General features: G+C 29.3%; 19 protein-coding genes. 18 read left to right on the top strand and 1 reads right to left on the bottom strand.

Annotated features, from left to right (window positions below; genetic code table 11):
* Positions 1–13 precede the first annotated feature (13 nt).
* The gene (gene glnA, locus CINS_RS04835) at positions 14–1,444 is read right to left on the bottom strand and encodes a type I glutamate--ammonia ligase (RefSeq protein ID WP_039650334.1); all 1,431 of its coding nucleotides are present in this window, start codon (positions 1,442–1,444) and stop codon (positions 14–16) included.
* A 201-nt stretch (positions 1,445–1,645) separates the two neighbouring features.
* Between glnA and CINS_RS04830 the strand changes: the two genes are divergently transcribed.
* From CINS_RS04830 to CINS_RS04745, 18 genes are all read left to right on the top strand, one after another.
* Positions 1,646–2,353: a hypothetical protein gene (locus CINS_RS04830; protein WP_039650332.1), complete on the top strand. Its 708-nt coding sequence runs from the start codon at positions 1,646–1,648 to the stop codon at positions 2,351–2,353.
* Positions 2,350–3,606, top strand: coding sequence for a peptidase U32 family protein (locus CINS_RS04825; protein ID WP_039650330.1), 1,257 nt, complete (start codon positions 2,350–2,352; stop codon positions 3,604–3,606). The genes CINS_RS04830 and CINS_RS04825 overlap by 4 nt, the downstream gene beginning before the upstream one ends.
* Positions 3,603–4,097 carry a 5-(carboxyamino)imidazole ribonucleotide mutase gene (gene purE, locus CINS_RS04820; RefSeq protein WP_039650327.1) on the top strand — a complete coding sequence of 165 codons (495 nt, stop codon included), beginning with the start codon at positions 3,603–3,605 and terminating at the stop codon, positions 4,095–4,097. The genes CINS_RS04825 and purE overlap by 4 nt, the downstream gene beginning before the upstream one ends.
* Before the next feature lie 9 nt (positions 4,098–4,106).
* Positions 4,107–4,613, top strand: coding sequence for a DUF3972 domain-containing protein (locus tag CINS_RS04815; protein WP_039650325.1), 507 nt, complete (start codon positions 4,107–4,109; stop codon positions 4,611–4,613).
* Positions 4,613–5,473, top strand: coding sequence for a glycine--tRNA ligase subunit alpha (glyQ, locus tag CINS_RS04810; protein ID WP_039651401.1), 861 nt, complete (start codon positions 4,613–4,615; stop codon positions 5,471–5,473). The genes CINS_RS04815 and glyQ overlap by 1 nt, the downstream gene beginning before the upstream one ends.
* Positions 5,463–6,185, top strand: coding sequence for a Nif3-like dinuclear metal center hexameric protein (locus CINS_RS04805; RefSeq protein ID WP_039650323.1), 723 nt, complete (start codon positions 5,463–5,465; stop codon positions 6,183–6,185). The genes glyQ and CINS_RS04805 overlap by 11 nt, the downstream gene beginning before the upstream one ends.
* Before the next feature lie 11 nt (positions 6,186–6,196).
* Positions 6,197–6,916, top strand: a complete 720-nt coding sequence (locus tag CINS_RS04800; protein WP_039650321.1) for a zinc ribbon domain-containing protein — start codon at positions 6,197–6,199, stop codon at positions 6,914–6,916.
* On the top strand, positions 6,913–8,088 hold the full coding sequence (gene waaA / locus CINS_RS04795) for a lipid IV(A) 3-deoxy-D-manno-octulosonic acid transferase (RefSeq protein ID WP_039650320.1): 1,176 nt from the start codon (positions 6,913–6,915) through the stop codon (positions 8,086–8,088). The genes CINS_RS04800 and waaA overlap by 4 nt, the downstream gene beginning before the upstream one ends.
* The gene (locus tag CINS_RS04790) at positions 8,078–8,830 is read left to right on the top strand and encodes a pseudouridine synthase family protein (RefSeq protein WP_039650318.1); all 753 of its coding nucleotides are present in this window, start codon (positions 8,078–8,080) and stop codon (positions 8,828–8,830) included. The genes waaA and CINS_RS04790 overlap by 11 nt, the downstream gene beginning before the upstream one ends.
* Before the next feature lie 57 nt (positions 8,831–8,887).
* Positions 8,888–10,225, top strand: coding sequence for a signal recognition particle protein (gene ffh, locus CINS_RS04785; RefSeq protein WP_039650316.1), 1,338 nt, complete (start codon positions 8,888–8,890; stop codon positions 10,223–10,225).
* Positions 10,226–10,293: 68 nt separating this feature from the next.
* On the top strand, positions 10,294–10,521 hold the full coding sequence (gene rpsP / locus CINS_RS04780) for a 30S ribosomal protein S16 (RefSeq protein ID WP_039650314.1): 228 nt from the start codon (positions 10,294–10,296) through the stop codon (positions 10,519–10,521).
* A 3-nt stretch (positions 10,522–10,524) separates the two neighbouring features.
* A complete protein-coding gene (locus CINS_RS04775; protein ID WP_039650312.1) occupies positions 10,525–10,767 on the top strand; it encodes a KH domain-containing protein in 243 nt (80 codons plus the stop codon).
* Positions 10,760–11,290, top strand: coding sequence for a ribosome maturation factor RimM (rimM, locus tag CINS_RS04770; RefSeq protein WP_039650311.1), 531 nt, complete (start codon positions 10,760–10,762; stop codon positions 11,288–11,290). Before CINS_RS04775 ends, rimM begins: the two co-directional genes overlap by 8 nt.
* Complete coding sequence (trmD, locus tag CINS_RS04765) at positions 11,287–11,991, top strand: tRNA (guanosine(37)-N1)-methyltransferase TrmD (RefSeq protein ID WP_039650310.1); 705 nt, start codon at positions 11,287–11,289, stop codon at positions 11,989–11,991. The genes rimM and trmD overlap by 4 nt, the downstream gene beginning before the upstream one ends.
* 11 nt (positions 11,992–12,002) lie before the next feature.
* Positions 12,003–12,359 carry a 50S ribosomal protein L19 gene (rplS, locus tag CINS_RS04760; protein WP_039650309.1) on the top strand — a complete coding sequence of 119 codons (357 nt, stop codon included), beginning with the start codon at positions 12,003–12,005 and terminating at the stop codon, positions 12,357–12,359.
* Between the two features lie 20 nt (positions 12,360–12,379).
* The gene (locus CINS_RS04755) at positions 12,380–12,715 is read left to right on the top strand and encodes a cupin domain-containing protein (protein WP_039650308.1); all 336 of its coding nucleotides are present in this window, start codon (positions 12,380–12,382) and stop codon (positions 12,713–12,715) included.
* A 53-nt stretch (positions 12,716–12,768) separates the two neighbouring features.
* A complete protein-coding gene (locus CINS_RS04750; protein WP_039650307.1) occupies positions 12,769–14,109 on the top strand; it encodes a class II 3-deoxy-7-phosphoheptulonate synthase in 1,341 nt (446 codons plus the stop codon).
* Positions 14,106–14,432, top strand: a complete 327-nt coding sequence (locus tag CINS_RS04745) for a Spx/MgsR family RNA polymerase-binding regulatory protein (protein WP_039651399.1) — start codon at positions 14,106–14,108, stop codon at positions 14,430–14,432. Before CINS_RS04750 ends, CINS_RS04745 begins: the two co-directional genes overlap by 4 nt.
* Positions 14,433–14,459: the final 27 nt, after the last annotated feature.

Here is a 14,459-nt window from a genome sequence, read left to right as displayed (position 1 = left end):
AGACATCAAACAATTAGCAAGAATAGCAAGTTTTAAATTCATAAGCCGTTGGTCTAGCTTCAACAGGCCAAACTTGAGTTTCAAATTTCATATGTTGATAGTCATCTATAAAAATATCACTCATAACAGGCTTTAAAAAGGCATTTTTACGTATTAGTGCTTCAAGAGAACCTCTTAAAGTATGAGGAAGCTGTTCTATACCTTTTTCTCTAATTTCATCTAATGTTAATGCAAATAAATTTTCATCCATTGGGCCTACTGCTTCTGTTTTATTTTTTATACCATCTAGTCCCGCCATGAGTAAACTTGTAAAAGCTAAATAAGGATTTGCAGTGCTATCAGGAAATCTTATTTCTACTCTAGCGCTTTTTTCGTTTATACCATATGGTACACGACAACTAGCAGATCGATTTTGACAAGAATAGGTCAAAATGCATGGAGCTTCAAATCCAGGAACTATTCTTTTATAAGAATTTGAACTAGGGTTGGTAAATGCAGCCACACTTCTTGCATTACCTAAGATACCACCTATGTAGTAAATAGCGTTTTTACTTAGTTTGCCATATCCATCTTTATCATAAAATAAATTTATACCATCTTTCCAAAGACTCATATGTACATGCATACCACTTCCATTATCACCATATAAAGGTTTTGGCATGAAAGTAGCAGTTTTTCCATTCAAGTGAGCTACCATTTTAACTACATATTTATAAATTTGCACATTATCAGCAGCTTCTACTAGATTGCCAAATTCCACTCCAATTTCTGCTTGACCTTGTGCAACTTCATGATGATGGACAAAAGTTTTTAAACCAACTCTTTCTAAAACCTGAACCATTTCAGATCTTATATCAACACTAGAGTCGATAGGAGATACAGGAAAATACCCACCTTTATTTCTTGGTCTGTGTCCATTATTGTAGCTATCTGAAAAATCTTTATTATCATTCCATTCTCCTTCTTCAGTATCTACTTCGTATTTTGAACAATTTGAAGAATCAACAATTTTTACATTATCAAAAATGAAAAATTCATTTTCAGGACCAAAGTAAGCTGCATCTGCAATATTGCTATTTGATAGATATTCCATTGCTTTTTTGGCAATACTTCTTGGACATTTTTCGTACATTTGTCCTTTATAGATGTCATATACATCACATATTACTATGATAGTTGGATCGGCTGTGAAAGGATCTAAAAATGCACTTTTTACATCAGGTTTAAGTATCATATCTGATTTTTCTATTGGTTGCCAACCATGCAATGAACTAGCATCAAATGGAATACCATTTTCAAATGTATCATGGTCAATAGCTTTAAGGTTGTAAGTTATATGATGCCATGTGCCTATCATATCGGTAAATCTAAAATCAACGAATATAACTTCGTGTTCTTTACAATAATTAAAAAATTCCTCTATTGTTTCAACAAATTTTGCCATACTACTCTCCTAAATATATTTTAATTTTTAAGATTGTAGTATATTTTTTTTAAATTAAGTTTAAATTAATATTTTTTTTATTGGCAAAATTAAAATATAATTTTATTTTTAAAAAAATAAAGTATTTTTTATGTGAATTAATATTGAATTATAATTTTTTGTAATATAATGCAAAAATATATTTATTATAAAAGGTGTAAGATGACCCAAGAAGAGTTAGATGCTTTAATGAATAGTTCTGATGATTTAGATCTTGATTCTGTGAGTGCAGAAGAAGTGAAGTCAGAAGCAGATTATGAAGATGAAGAAAAAAATCAACAACTTGTTAATAGTATGATAAGTGGCGATTATAAAGCAAGAGCTGATATGGCTTGGCCACCACCTCCACCAAACAAAGAGCATAAAGTTGTGCATCAACTTGATGATGTGACAAGAGATAGTGAATTAAAAGCTACAGAAATGATGGAAAAACTCGAAGCAATTAATGATTTTTTTGCAAATTCTGAGAATGAACTTTGTGTAATTAGTGAAACTTTAAATAAAAATATTGATATTTTTGAAAAATTGAGTACGAAATTTCCTAATGTTGAAAGTTTTAAAGAGGCTATAGAAACAAATAACAATGCGAAAAATATCATTGACGAGATTACAGGTTGTTTACAAACTGGACAAGATGAAGTAATGATGGCTATGGATGCTATGCAATATCAAGATATACATCGTCAAAAGATTGAACGTGTTATTAATGTAATGAGAGCATTGAGTAGATATATGAGTAGCTTATTTGAAGGCAAAATTGATGATGAAAAGCGTGTAGGTTCTGCTGTGCATATTGAGGGTGATACTACCGCTGATGTTGTAAGCAATGATGATATAGAGGCGTTGATAGCTAGTTTAGGCAAAAAATGATACAACCTGAAATTGTTGCACCTGCTGGAAATTTTAAAAAATTAAAAATCGCTTTAGCTTATGGAGCTGATGCTGTTTATGCTGGAGTGAGTAATTTCTCGTTGAGAGCTAGAACAGCTAGGGATTTTAATTATGATACTTTTCAAGAAGCTATTGAATATACTCACAATAAAGGTAAAAAAATTTATGTAACTATTAATGGTTTTCATTTTAGCTCTCAAATTGAAGGTTTAAAAAAACATATTTTAAAATTAAAAGATATGAAACCAGATGCTTTTATTGTAGCGTCAGTAGGTGCTATGCGTTTAGTTAGAGAACTTGCACCAGATATTAATCTTCATGTTTCTACACAAGCTAATATCTTAAATTATCTTGATGCACAAGTTTATAAGGATATGGGAACAAAGCGTGTTGTAATAGCAAGAGAGCTTGGGTTGAAAGATGCCAAAGAATTAAAAAATCATTGTGATGTAGAATTGGAAAGTTTTGTTCACGGTTCAATGTGCTTTGCTTACTCTGGAAGATGTTTGATTTCATCAGTTCAAAGTGGTCGTATGAGTAATCGTGGTTCTTGTGCTAATGATTGTCGTTTTAGCTATGAACTTTATGCTAAAAATCCTGAAACGAATACCTTATTTAGATTAGAAGAAGATCAACAAGGAACCCACATTTTTAATTCTAAAGATTTAAATTTAAGTTCATATATACAAAAAATTATGCAAGAAGATTGTATCAATGCCTTTAAAATAGAAGGTAGAACTAAAAGTGAATATTATGTTGCACTTACAACTAGAACCTATAAAATGGCAGTAAATGATGTTTTAAATAATTCTTTTGAAGTAGATAAATACGAGAGTGAAATTCAAACATTAAAAAATAGAGGCTTTACAGATGGTTATTTGGTATCAAGAGCTTATGAAAAAAAAGATTCTATAAATCATGATACTAGCATTGAAGAAGGAACACATCAAGTGCATGCTATTAGCGAAGATGGTGAATTTTTTAAATGTAAAGGTAAGGTCAAAATAGGTCAAGAGTATGAGATTTTATCACCTGTAAATTCTCACATTGAAATTGGAGAAAATAAACTTGGTGCTGTATATGAAAAAAATGGAAAAAAATTTGTGATATTTAAGCAACTATTAGCGAAAAATAATAAAGAATTTGATGAAATTCATAGTGGCAATGAAAATGAAATTTCTTTGCCTTTTAAATTTCCAGATTATAGTTTTTTAAGAAAGAGTATAGAATGAAATTTGTAGCGGTATTAATGGGTAGTAAAAGTGATTATGATGTTGTTAAAGAAGCTTTGAAAGTGCTTGAAAAATTTAATATAAAATATGAAGTTTTAATCACTTCAGCTCACAGAAGCCCTTATAGGACTCAAGAATACATAAAAAATGCAGAAGCTAAAGGTGCTAAGGTTTTCATAGCAGCAGCTGGTATGGCCGCACATTTAGCAGGAGCAGTGGCTGCTCACACTACAAAACCTGTGATTGGGATACCGATGTCAGGAAGTAATTTAGCTAGTATGGATTCTTTATTTTCTACAGTTCAAATGCCAAGCGGAATTCCAGTAGCTACTTTAGCTGTTGGCAAGGCAGGAGCTATTAATGCAGCGTACTTGGCTTCTCAAATTTTGGCTATAGAGGATGAAAATTTAGCTCAAATGCTACTTGAAGATAGAAAAGAACAACAAGAAAAATTAAATAATGACTCTAGTCAAATTGAAATTTTTCTCTAAGGAAATCCAATGCAAACTTATTTAGAATTAAAAGAATTTTGTCAATTAGTTCATTTGTCTGAAGATGTTGTCAAAGGAATGATGGCAAAAGGTTCCTTAAATTTTAAAGAAGAAGAAGGTAAAATTTATATTGAAGCAAATCAAGGGACTTTTAGCGTAGTTCCAACAACATCTAATCACCAACAAGCTGCCATGGTAAATTCTATGACGTTAGCTGGTGAGAGTTTTGTGGAAAAAACTATTGGTACAATCTTAAATTTACATGAAAAAGTTTTAGATGCGAAAGATGAAACCTTGGAAGCTTTAAAGAGTGAAAATAAATTTTTAAAAGATGCGCTTTATTCGATGCAAGAATTGTATGATGCTGATCGTAGTACTATCGAAACTTTAAATTCAGAATTAAAACATGCAAGAGATGAAATAGAATTTTTGAAAAGAAAATATAAAATGATGTGGAATAAAACAGTAGATCTGTATGCGAATACGCAAGACCAATCAGAGGAAACAAAAATATGATAACTTTTTCAAAAATGATACTAAGTTTGCAAGAATTTTGGCAAAAACAAGGTTGTGCTATTATGCAGCCTTATGATTTTCCAGCAGGAGCTGGAACTTTCCATCCTGCTACCTTTTTAAGAAGTTTAGGTAAAAATCCATGGGCAACAGCTTATGTAGCTCCAAGTAGAAGACCAACAGATGGTAGATATGGAGAAAATCCTAACAGATTAGGTGCTTATTATCAATTTCAAGTTTTAATTAAACCAAGCCCTGATAATATACAAGAGTTATATTTAAAGAGTTTGGAAAATTTAGGGTTTGATTTGAAATCCCATGATATACGTTTTGTTGAAGATAATTGGGAAAGTCCGAGTTTGGGTGCATGGGGATTAGGTTGGGAAGTTTGGCTTGATGGTATGGAAGTAACACAATTTACTTATTTTCAACAAGTTGGTGGTATAGCCGTGGATTTAGTAAGTGTTGAAATTACTTATGGGCTTGAAAGAATTGCGATGTATCTTCAAAATGTTGATAATGTTTATGATATTGTTTGGAATGAATTTAATGGTGAAAAAATTAAATATGCAGATGTTCATAAACAAGGAGAATATGAATTTAGTAAATATAATTTTGAAATTAGTAATGTTTCAATTTTAAATTCTCAGTTTGAGAATGCTTATAATGAGTGCAAAAATGCTTTAGATGCTAAACTTGCTTTACCTGCATATGATTATTGTATGCTTGCTGCACACACTTTTAATCTCCTAGATGCAAGAGGTGCTATTTCTGTGACTCAGCGACAAGACTACATGCTAAAAATTAGAGAATTATCTAAAAATTGTGCTTTGATTTATAAAGAAAATTTAAATGAAAATTAAAGAAATTTATCATTTTCTTAATTCAATAAGTCCATTTGAAACTCAAAGTTCTTGGGATAATAGTGGGTTGTTGATTGGAGATTTAGATCAAGAAATTAAAAAAATTTATTTGAGTTTAGATGTCGATGAGCATTTACTTGAAAATGCAAGTTGCAATTCTTTGTTTATAGTTCATCACCCTTTAATTTTTAATGGCTTAAAACATATTAGTGGACAGTTATATCCTCAAAAATTAATTACAAAAATGATACAAAAAAATATTGCTTTAATTGCTATGCATACGAATTTTGACTTAAGTCATTTGAATGCTTATTTTACCGAGGAAATTTTAGGTTTTAATATCAAGACAAAAGATAACTTTGTCATTTATTGTGATATTAATTTGTCCTTTAATGACCTTGTATCACATATTAAAGATAAATTATCATTAAAATATATAAAAGTAGTAGAAGCTGCTAGGGAAATTAATTCTATAGCTATATGTACAGGTAGCGGTGGAGATTTGATTCCGTATATAAAAGCAGATTGCTTTTTAAGTGGCGATTTTAAATATCATCAGGCGCTTGAAAGTTACCACAATGGACTTAGTTTGATTGATATGGGGCATTATGAAAGTGAGAATTACTTTGGTAAAATTTTATCAAGATATTTGCAAAATTTTCCTATAGAAGTTATAATATCAGTTTCAAAAAATCCATTTCAATATTTTTAAGGAAAAATTAAATGAATAAATATTTAGAACAACTTATAGTGTTGTCGCAGGTTGACAAAGAATTAGATGGTTTCACATTGAAGGTAGATGAAGCTACTAAAAATTTAAAAGAAAAAGGTTTATTGCTTGATAAGACTATAGAAGAAATTGAAGCTTTTGATAAAGATATTAAAGATATAGAATATCAAAAAGTTCAAAATAATAATCATATATTAGAATTTAGTGAAAAAATCAAAGAACTTTCTAAAAAGAGTGCGGCTGTTAAAACTGAAAAAGAAGCTAACGCCTTAAAGATAGAAGAAGATATAGCTAAAGAACAGCTTGATGCAGCGAATGAGGAAATAGAGAGATTAGATAAAATCTTAGAAAATAAAGAAGTATTTAAACAAGAATTAAAAATTAAAAAAGAAGAGCTTGAAAATGAAGTGGATAAAATAGATGCTGAAACTAAAGCGGTTCTTGTTGGTATAGAAAAAGAAAGATTAGAAATTTATGATAAAAAAGTAAAACTTATGAGTGAAATAAATCAAAAAGTCTTAACTTTTTATGAAAAAATTAGAAAATGGGCGCACAATAGTGCAGTAGTTCCTGTAAAAAAACACGCATGTTATGGTTGTTTTATGAGAATTTATGATAAAACCTACTTGGCTGTTTTAAAAGGAGATGAGATAATAACTTGCCCGCATTGCGGTAGGATTTTATACAAAGAAAAAGAAGAAAATCAAAATTGATTTTTTGTTATTATACTTTTGCTGTAATTTTTTATATTATTACAGCGCCTTTTTTATTTCTTTTAAGCTTCTTCAAAGAAAAATATAAAATATCTTTAAAATCAAGATTTTTTCTTTATAAAAATTTAAAACAAGAATATGCAGATGTTCATTTTCATGCTTGTTCTTATGGTGAAGTTAAAAGTATGGGTTGTTTGTTTAAGCAAATTAATAATTATAGAATTTCAGTTATCACAAATACGGGGTTTAATGAAGCATTAAGACATACTCATAAGGTTAATTTTTTACCATTTGAAATTTTTATTCCTTTTTGGTTTAAGCCTTGTAAAGTTTTGGTGATATTTGAAGCTGAACTTTGGTTAATGCTTGTGTTTATGGCAAAATTTTTTAATGCAAAGATTATTTTAATTAATGCTAGGATCAGCGATAAGTCGCAAAAGAAGTATGAAAAATTTAAATTTTTCTATAAAGTTATATTTAGGTATATTGATGAAGTTTTTGCTCAAAGCTTAAAAGATAAAGAGAGATTAGAAGCTCTTGGTGCAAAGAATGTTATTGCATATAAAAATATTAAAATTAATAATGAAAACAAAACAACAAGAAAATTTTTAAAATTAAATTCTAGATTGTTAATTCTTGCTAGCACTCATGAAAATGAGGAGGAATTGATACTTTCTAAAATAGAGCTTAGTGAAAATGATAAACTAATTATAGCTCCAAGGCATCCTGAGCGTTTTAAGAAAGTAGAAAAAATTTTACAGACGTTTTGTAAAAAAAATAATTTTTCAATGCAGAAATTTTCAAATTTAAATTTAAATAATAATACCTTAGAAAATGAATTTGTAGGAAAATGCTTATTATTGGATAATTTAGGAGAGCTTGAAAATTTTTATAGCATCAGTGATATAGTGTTTTTATGCGGATCTTTTGTAAGAAATATTGGTGGTCATAATCCAGTTGAAGCTGCAAAATATAAAAATATTATTATTTCTGGCGAGTATTTTTTTAATCAAGAAAGTTTATATAGTGAAGTTGAAAATATTTATATTTGTAAAAATTTAGATGAAATTAATACTTATTTACAACAAGAATTATCTTATGCAAAAATTAAAAAACAAAATGATTTGTTGCAAATTATCCAAAGTATAAAAGAAGGTTTAAATGCAAGATAAGGCGTATAAATTATTAGCTATACAAGAAAAAATTTCAAATAATCAAGCTAAAGATTTAATTGATAGTGGATGTGTTTTTGCTATGGGAAAAAAGATAGTTATAGCAAGAGCATTAATGAATTCTAAAACCAAATTTGTAATCCAAAAAATAAAAAAAGCAAAAATTTTATATGAAGATGATAATATTATTGCATTAGATAAGCCATTTGGACAAATTAGTGAGAATTTAGAAATAAGATTTAAAGCAAAATTAATTAATAGACTTGATAAGGAAACAAGTGGTGTTTTACTTTTAAGTAAAAATGAAAATTTCAGATTAAAGTGTATAGAAGAATACAAAAAACAAAATGTTTATAAAAGTTATTTGGCTATAGTTGATGGAGTAATAGCAGAAGAAGTTGAAATTCATGAAAAAATTTCAACAACTAAAACTAATAATGGAGCTTTTAGCAAAATTGATAAATTTGGACTTGAAGCGTATACTCATGTAATACCTTTAATGGTAAATGCTAAAAAAACTTTAATTAAGGCTATTATAAAAACAGGACGCACACATCAAATTAGAGTTCATTTAAAACATATAAAAAATGGTATCATAGGTGATGAAAAATATGCCAAAATATCTGCTGCAAGAATGTTTTTGCATTGCTATGAAACTAATATTTTTGATTATAATTTTAAGGCTTTGTTAGATGATAGCTTTAATGTTTATGGATTTGAAATAAAAAATTTGAATTTTTAAAGGCATTTAAGCTAAAAGATTTTATAATTAAAGTTTTAATTTAAAAAAGGGATAAAAGTGTTTGAAATAGTTAGTGAATCGTTTAAATCTGCAGTTAATAAACTTCGTTTTGTGGATGATGAAAAGGCTTTAAAAAATGCTTTAGATACATTAAAAAAATCCCTTTTAAAAGCAGATGTTCATCATAAAGTGACAAAAGAATTACTAGCACTTGTTGAAAATGATCTAAAAATAAATGGTATTGGACAAAAGCAATTTTTAGATTCCATAAAGAAAAATTTAGAAGATATACTTAGTGTAAAGGGCAAAAACCAAGGTTTTGTTTTTTCTAATAAACCACCTACAGTTGTATTAATGTGTGGTTTACAAGGTGGTGGTAAAACTACTACAACAGTAAAAATTGCAAATTACTTAAAACTGAGAAATAAAAAAGTTTTAATTGCAGCTTGTGATTTGCAAAGATTAGCTGCAGTTGAGCAGCTTAAGCAATTAACACAGGCTAATGAATTAGATTTATTTTTCATAGAAGAAGAGAATAATCCTTTAAATGTTGCGAAAGAAGCTTTAGATAAGGCTAAAAAATCTTTGTATGATGTATTACTTGTTGATACAGCAGGTCGTCTTGCTATAGATACAGCATTGATGGAAGAATTAAAAGAGGTAAAAAATATTTTAACTCCTGATGAAATTTTTTATGTTGCTGATGCTATGAGTGGTCAAGATGGAGTGAAGACAGCTGCTTCTTTCAATGATGCTTTGGGCGTTACAGGAGTTATTTTAAGTAAATTTGATGCTGATACAAAAGGTGGTGTTGCTTTAGGTATTGCAAAACAGATTGGGGTGCCACTAAGATTTGTAGGTGTTGGTGAAAAAATAGCTGATTTAGAAATTTTTATACCAGATAGAATAGTTAATCGTATTATGGGTGAAGGTGATCTGGCAACTTTGGCAGAGAAAACAGCAGCTATTATAGATGAAAAAGAAGCCAAGATCTTAAACAGGAAAGTCAAAAAGGGTGAATTTAATTTTAATGATTTTTTAAATCAGATGGAAAATGTGAAAAAACTTGGAAGTATGAAATCAATAATGGGAATGATACCTGGTCTATCATCTATGGCTGCGAATATTAAAGATATTGATTTAGATAATTCTAAGGAAATTATTCATATAAGAGCTATGATTTCGTCTATGACACCTAAGGAAAGAGAAAATCCTGAAGTTTTAAATAATGCTAGAAAGCGTCGTATTGCAGAAGGTGCTGGATTGTCACAAATGGAAGTTAATCGTTTTTTGAAGCAATTTAATAATGCGGCGAAGCTAGCAAAGAAATTTTCAAACAAAAAAGGTATGGAAAATTTTATGAATATGTTGCAGCAAGCTAAAAGACTGCATTGATTAAAATTTTTTTATGGGTATATGTATATCTATAACAAAATTTTAATTTTTATTTTAGGAGTGTTGAAATGACAGTGATTAGACTTACAAAAATGGGACGTAAAAAAAGACCATTTTACCGTATAGTTGTAACTGATAGTAGAAAAAGAAGAGATGGAAGTTGGATAGAAAGTATCGGTTATTACAATCCGATGGTTGAGCCTGAGGTAATAAAATTTGATGCAGAGCGTTTAGCTTACTGGAAAAGTGTTGGTGCAAAATTAAGCGATAGAGTAGCTGCAATTACAAGTAAATAAAATATGGTCGAGAATTTTTTAAGAGAATATGCAAAATTAATTGTTGATTTTCCTGAAAAAATTGATATTAAAAGAAAACATATAGATGATAATTTTGCTGAGATTGTGATTTATGTGGATCCAGTTGATACTGGTAAACTTATAGGAAAAAATGGTAAGTTGATTAATGCTATAAAAACAGTTATTATGGCCTATAAAGTTAAAGATGCTACTTCTTATCGTATAACGGTAAAAGCTATTGAATAATGAATTAATACAAGTTGCTAAACTTGGTAAAAGCGTTGGATTAAAAGGTTATGTTAAGTTACATAATTTAAGTGATTTTTTTGAACAATTTAAAAAAGGTGCTAAATTTTTTGATGCTAATCAAAAAATTTACACTATTAAATCTTTTGATGCCAGTCGATCGTTAGCTTTATTTGAAAATTATGAAAGTTTAGAATCTGCAAAAATGCTAACAAATCTTTTGCTATATCAAACTAAAGAATTAACAAGACAAACTTGTATCTTGGATAAAGATGAATATTTTTATTTTGATATTATAGGATGTGAAATATTTGAGGATAATATAAGATTAGGTGTAGTTAAAGATATTTTAGAGAGTGGATCCAATTTTTTATTTTTAATTCAAAGTGATATTGATTTGGTTGATCGTTCATTGGCGCAAAATTTTTATGTTCCTTATGTTGATAAATATATACAAAATATTGATATTGAACATAAGAAAATTTTTGCAAAATACGCATTAGAACTTTTAGAAAATTCATGAGATACACTTTTGTAAGTTTATTTCCAGAACTTATAGAGCCCTATTTTCATGCTTCTATCTTAGCAAGAGCAAGAAAGAAAAATATTTTAGAATTTTCATTTGTTAATCCTAGAAATTTTACTATAAATAAACATCTAAAAGTGGATGATTATAAAGTCGGTGGTGGTGCTGGACTTTTAATGCAAACTCAACCAATGTTTGATTGTCTTGAGTGGATTAAAAAACAGCATAAAAATGTTCATTTTGTTTTCTTATCACCTTGTGCAAAATCTTTTAAGCAAATTGACTCTAAGCGACTTGCCAAGAAACAACATATATGTTTTGTTTGCAGTCGATATGAAGGATTAGATGAAAGGATAGTGGAAGAATTTGCCGATGAAATTTTTTCTATAGGTGATTTTATATTAACCGGAGGAGAGCTCGCATCTTTGGTGATGTGTGATGCTATTAGTCGAAATATTTACGGTGTGTTAGGTAATTCGCAAAGTTTAGATGAAGAAAGCTTTGAAAAAAATTTATTAGAAGCTCCATCTTTTTCAAGACCATTGATTTATGAAAAAGAAAATAAAAAATTTTATATTCCTTCAGAGTTTTTAAAGGGAAATCACGCTAAAATTACAGCTTTAAAAACTACTATGGCGTCTTGCAAAACGAAATTTTTTCGTCCCGATTTGTATCAAAAGCATGAACGCAAATTTTAAGGAATATCATTATGAAAAATAAGTATATAGAACAATTTGAACAAAAGCAAATTGAAGGTAAAAATGTTCCAGAATTTCGTGCTGGAGATACTTTGAGACTTGCTATTCGTATTAAAGAGGGCGATAAAACAAGAATTCAAAATTTTGAAGGTGTTTGTATTGCGCGTAGAGGAAATGGTGTAGATGAAACTTTCATTGTACGTAAAATTGGTGCCAACAATGTTGGTGTAGAAAGAATTTTTCCTATTTATAGTGAAAGTTTAGAAAGTATTGCGGTATTAAGAAGAGGACGTGTACGTCGTGCTAGGTTGTTCTATTTAAGAGATAGAAGAGGTAAGGCTGCGCGTATTAAAGAACTTAAAAAGTAAAAGTGAAATTTAGGACGCAAATGTATGAAGTAATTTCTTGGGTACAAGAAATTCAAAATGGAGTAAGTGTTTCTAAAAAAATAGAAAATGCTTATACTAAAGAAATCTGTATAAGTATGTCAAAAGGTAGTTTTATGAAAGATCATAAAGCACCCTTTGATATTACTATACAAGTGTTAAAGGGCTCTATTGATTTTGGAGTTTTAAATCAGCAAATTTTACTCAAAACTTTAGATAGCATTAGTTTAAAAGCTGATGAAGTTCATAATCTTTTAGCGTTAGATGATTCTATAGTGCGTTTGACTTTATATAAACAAGATAGTTTCAAGCGCGTTGAAAGTGTTTTAAAATCTTAATTTAAGTCTTGTTTTGTATAATTTAGCTTACTAAAAAATCAGAAAGCTAAGCTATGAAATGGACGAAAGATTCTTGGAAAAATTATAAAATTCAACAACAACCACAATATCCTGATGAAAATCAACTACAAGAGGTTATTAAAAGATTAGAAAAATTACCACCATTAGTTTTTGCAGGCGAGGTAGATAAATTAAAAAAATCCCTTGCTAAAGTTGTAAATTCGCAAGCATTTTTGCTTCAAGGAGGTGATTGTGCTGAGAGTTTTATAAATTTTGGAGCTGATAATATAAGAGATATGTTTAAAGTTATGCTTCAAATGGCTATAGTATTGACTTTTGCTGGATCTTGTCCTATTGTTAAAGTAGGACGTGTTGCAGGACAATTTGCAAAACCAAGAAGTAGTGAATTTGAAGAAATTGATGACATGAGGCTTCCAAGTTATCGAGGCGATATTATCAATGGTTTTGAATTTAATGAAAAATCAAGGATAGCTGATCCTAAAAGAATGTTAGAAGCTTATTATCAAAGCGCTACGACTTTGAATTTATTAAGAGCTTTTTCAAGGGGTGGTTTGGCAGATTTAAGAGTGGTGCACAAGTGGAATTTAGGATTTTTAAAGAAAGCAGAGCTTGGTAAAAAATATGATGAACTTAGTGAAAAAATTACTCAAGCTTTAGCCTTTATGCAAGCTTGTGGTATTACGGATACGCCAAATCTTTCTCAAACAGCATTTTATACATCTCACGAGGCTTTACTTTTACCATATGAAGAAGCATTAACAAGAGTAGATAGTTTAAGCGGTGATATTTATGATTGTTCAGCTCATATGCTTTGGATCGGTGAGCGTACTAGGAAAGTGGATGAAGCACATGTGCATTTTCTTAGCGGAGTAAAAAATCCTTTAGGAATGAAACTTAGTGCTAATTATGATTTAGACGAGCTAAAAAAGATAATAAGTATTTTAAATCCAAACAATGAGGCAGGTAGGTTAAATTTTATCATTCGTATGGGGTGTGATAAAATACAAAATGCTTTGCCAAAATTATTTAAAGAATTAAAACAAGAAGGGTTTAATATGCTTTATAGTATTGATCCTATGCATGCAAATACAGTTAAATCGGGTAATTTTAAAACAAGAGAATTTGATAAAATCATCCAAGAAGTGCGTGCATTTTTTGAAATAGCTATGAGTGAGGGAGTGTATCCTGGTGGGGTACATTTGGAAATGACAGGACAAAATGTAACTGAATGTGTGGGAGGCTCTTTACATATCACTCAAGAAGAACTTTCTAAACGCTATGAAACACAATGTGATCCAAGATTAAATGCTGATCAGGCTTTAGAATTGGCATTTATCATAGCAGACTTAGTTAAAAAGGCAAGAAAATGTTGAAATTTTATGGTATTAAAAATTGTAATAGTGTTAAAAAAGCTATGGATTATTTAAATTCTAAGCAAATTGAATTTGAATTTTTAGACATTAAAAAACTAGATGAGGAAACTTTGAATTTTTGGCTTAGCAAAAGGAGTATTTTAGAGCTTGTAAATACAGCGGGCATGAGTGCTAGAAAAATAGGATTAAATAAAGAAAAACTCCAAAATTTAAGTCAAGATGAAATTAAAGCGATGGTTTTACAAAGTCCAACACTCATAAAACGCCCGTTAATTGTAAAAGATGATGAAGTTTTTATAGCCAAAGAATATGAGAGTTTTTAAAATGCTAGAGTTTTTGCTCTAGCATTT

Origin of the sequence: Campylobacter insulaenigrae NCTC 12927 (assembly GCF_000816185.1) — a bacterium.
Classification (GTDB): domain Bacteria; phylum Campylobacterota; class Campylobacteria; order Campylobacterales; family Campylobacteraceae; genus Campylobacter_D; species Campylobacter_D insulaenigrae.
The sequence above is the reverse complement of the archived record's forward strand: the minus strand, read 5'-3'. Positions and strand labels throughout refer to the sequence as shown.

What these genes read in the sequence shown, in the direction of transcription:
- CINS_RS04775 (WP_039650312.1), top strand. Translation starts at nt 10,525, where the DNA reads ATGGTCGAGAATTTTTTAAGAGAATATGCAAAATTAATTGTTGATTTT.
- rpsP (WP_039650314.1), top strand. Translation starts at nt 10,294, where the DNA reads ATGACAGTGATTAGACTTACAAAAATGGGACGTAAAAAAAGACCATTT.
- CINS_RS04825 (WP_039650330.1), top strand. Translation starts at nt 2,350, where the DNA reads ATGATACAACCTGAAATTGTTGCACCTGCTGGAAATTTTAAAAAATTA.
- rplS (WP_039650309.1), top strand. Translation starts at nt 12,003, where the DNA reads ATGAAAAATAAGTATATAGAACAATTTGAACAAAAGCAAATTGAAGGT.
- trmD (WP_039650310.1), top strand. Translation starts at nt 11,287, where the DNA reads ATGAGATACACTTTTGTAAGTTTATTTCCAGAACTTATAGAGCCCTAT.
- CINS_RS04800 (WP_039650321.1), top strand. Translation starts at nt 6,197, where the DNA reads ATGAATAAATATTTAGAACAACTTATAGTGTTGTCGCAGGTTGACAAA.
- CINS_RS04805 (WP_039650323.1), top strand. Translation starts at nt 5,463, where the DNA reads ATGAAAATTAAAGAAATTTATCATTTTCTTAATTCAATAAGTCCATTT.
- CINS_RS04815 (WP_039650325.1), top strand. Translation starts at nt 4,107, where the DNA reads ATGCAAACTTATTTAGAATTAAAAGAATTTTGTCAATTAGTTCATTTG.
- CINS_RS04790 (WP_039650318.1), top strand. Translation starts at nt 8,078, where the DNA reads ATGCAAGATAAGGCGTATAAATTATTAGCTATACAAGAAAAAATTTCA.
- CINS_RS04750 (WP_039650307.1), top strand. Translation starts at nt 12,769, where the DNA reads ATGAAATGGACGAAAGATTCTTGGAAAAATTATAAAATTCAACAACAA.
- glnA (WP_039650334.1), bottom strand. Translation starts at nt 1,444, where the DNA reads ATGGCAAAATTTGTTGAAACAATAGAGGAATTTTTTAATTATTGTAAA.
- purE (WP_039650327.1), top strand. Translation starts at nt 3,603, where the DNA reads ATGAAATTTGTAGCGGTATTAATGGGTAGTAAAAGTGATTATGATGTT.
- CINS_RS04755 (WP_039650308.1), top strand. Translation starts at nt 12,380, where the DNA reads ATGTATGAAGTAATTTCTTGGGTACAAGAAATTCAAAATGGAGTAAGT.
- CINS_RS04830 (WP_039650332.1), top strand. Translation starts at nt 1,646, where the DNA reads ATGACCCAAGAAGAGTTAGATGCTTTAATGAATAGTTCTGATGATTTA.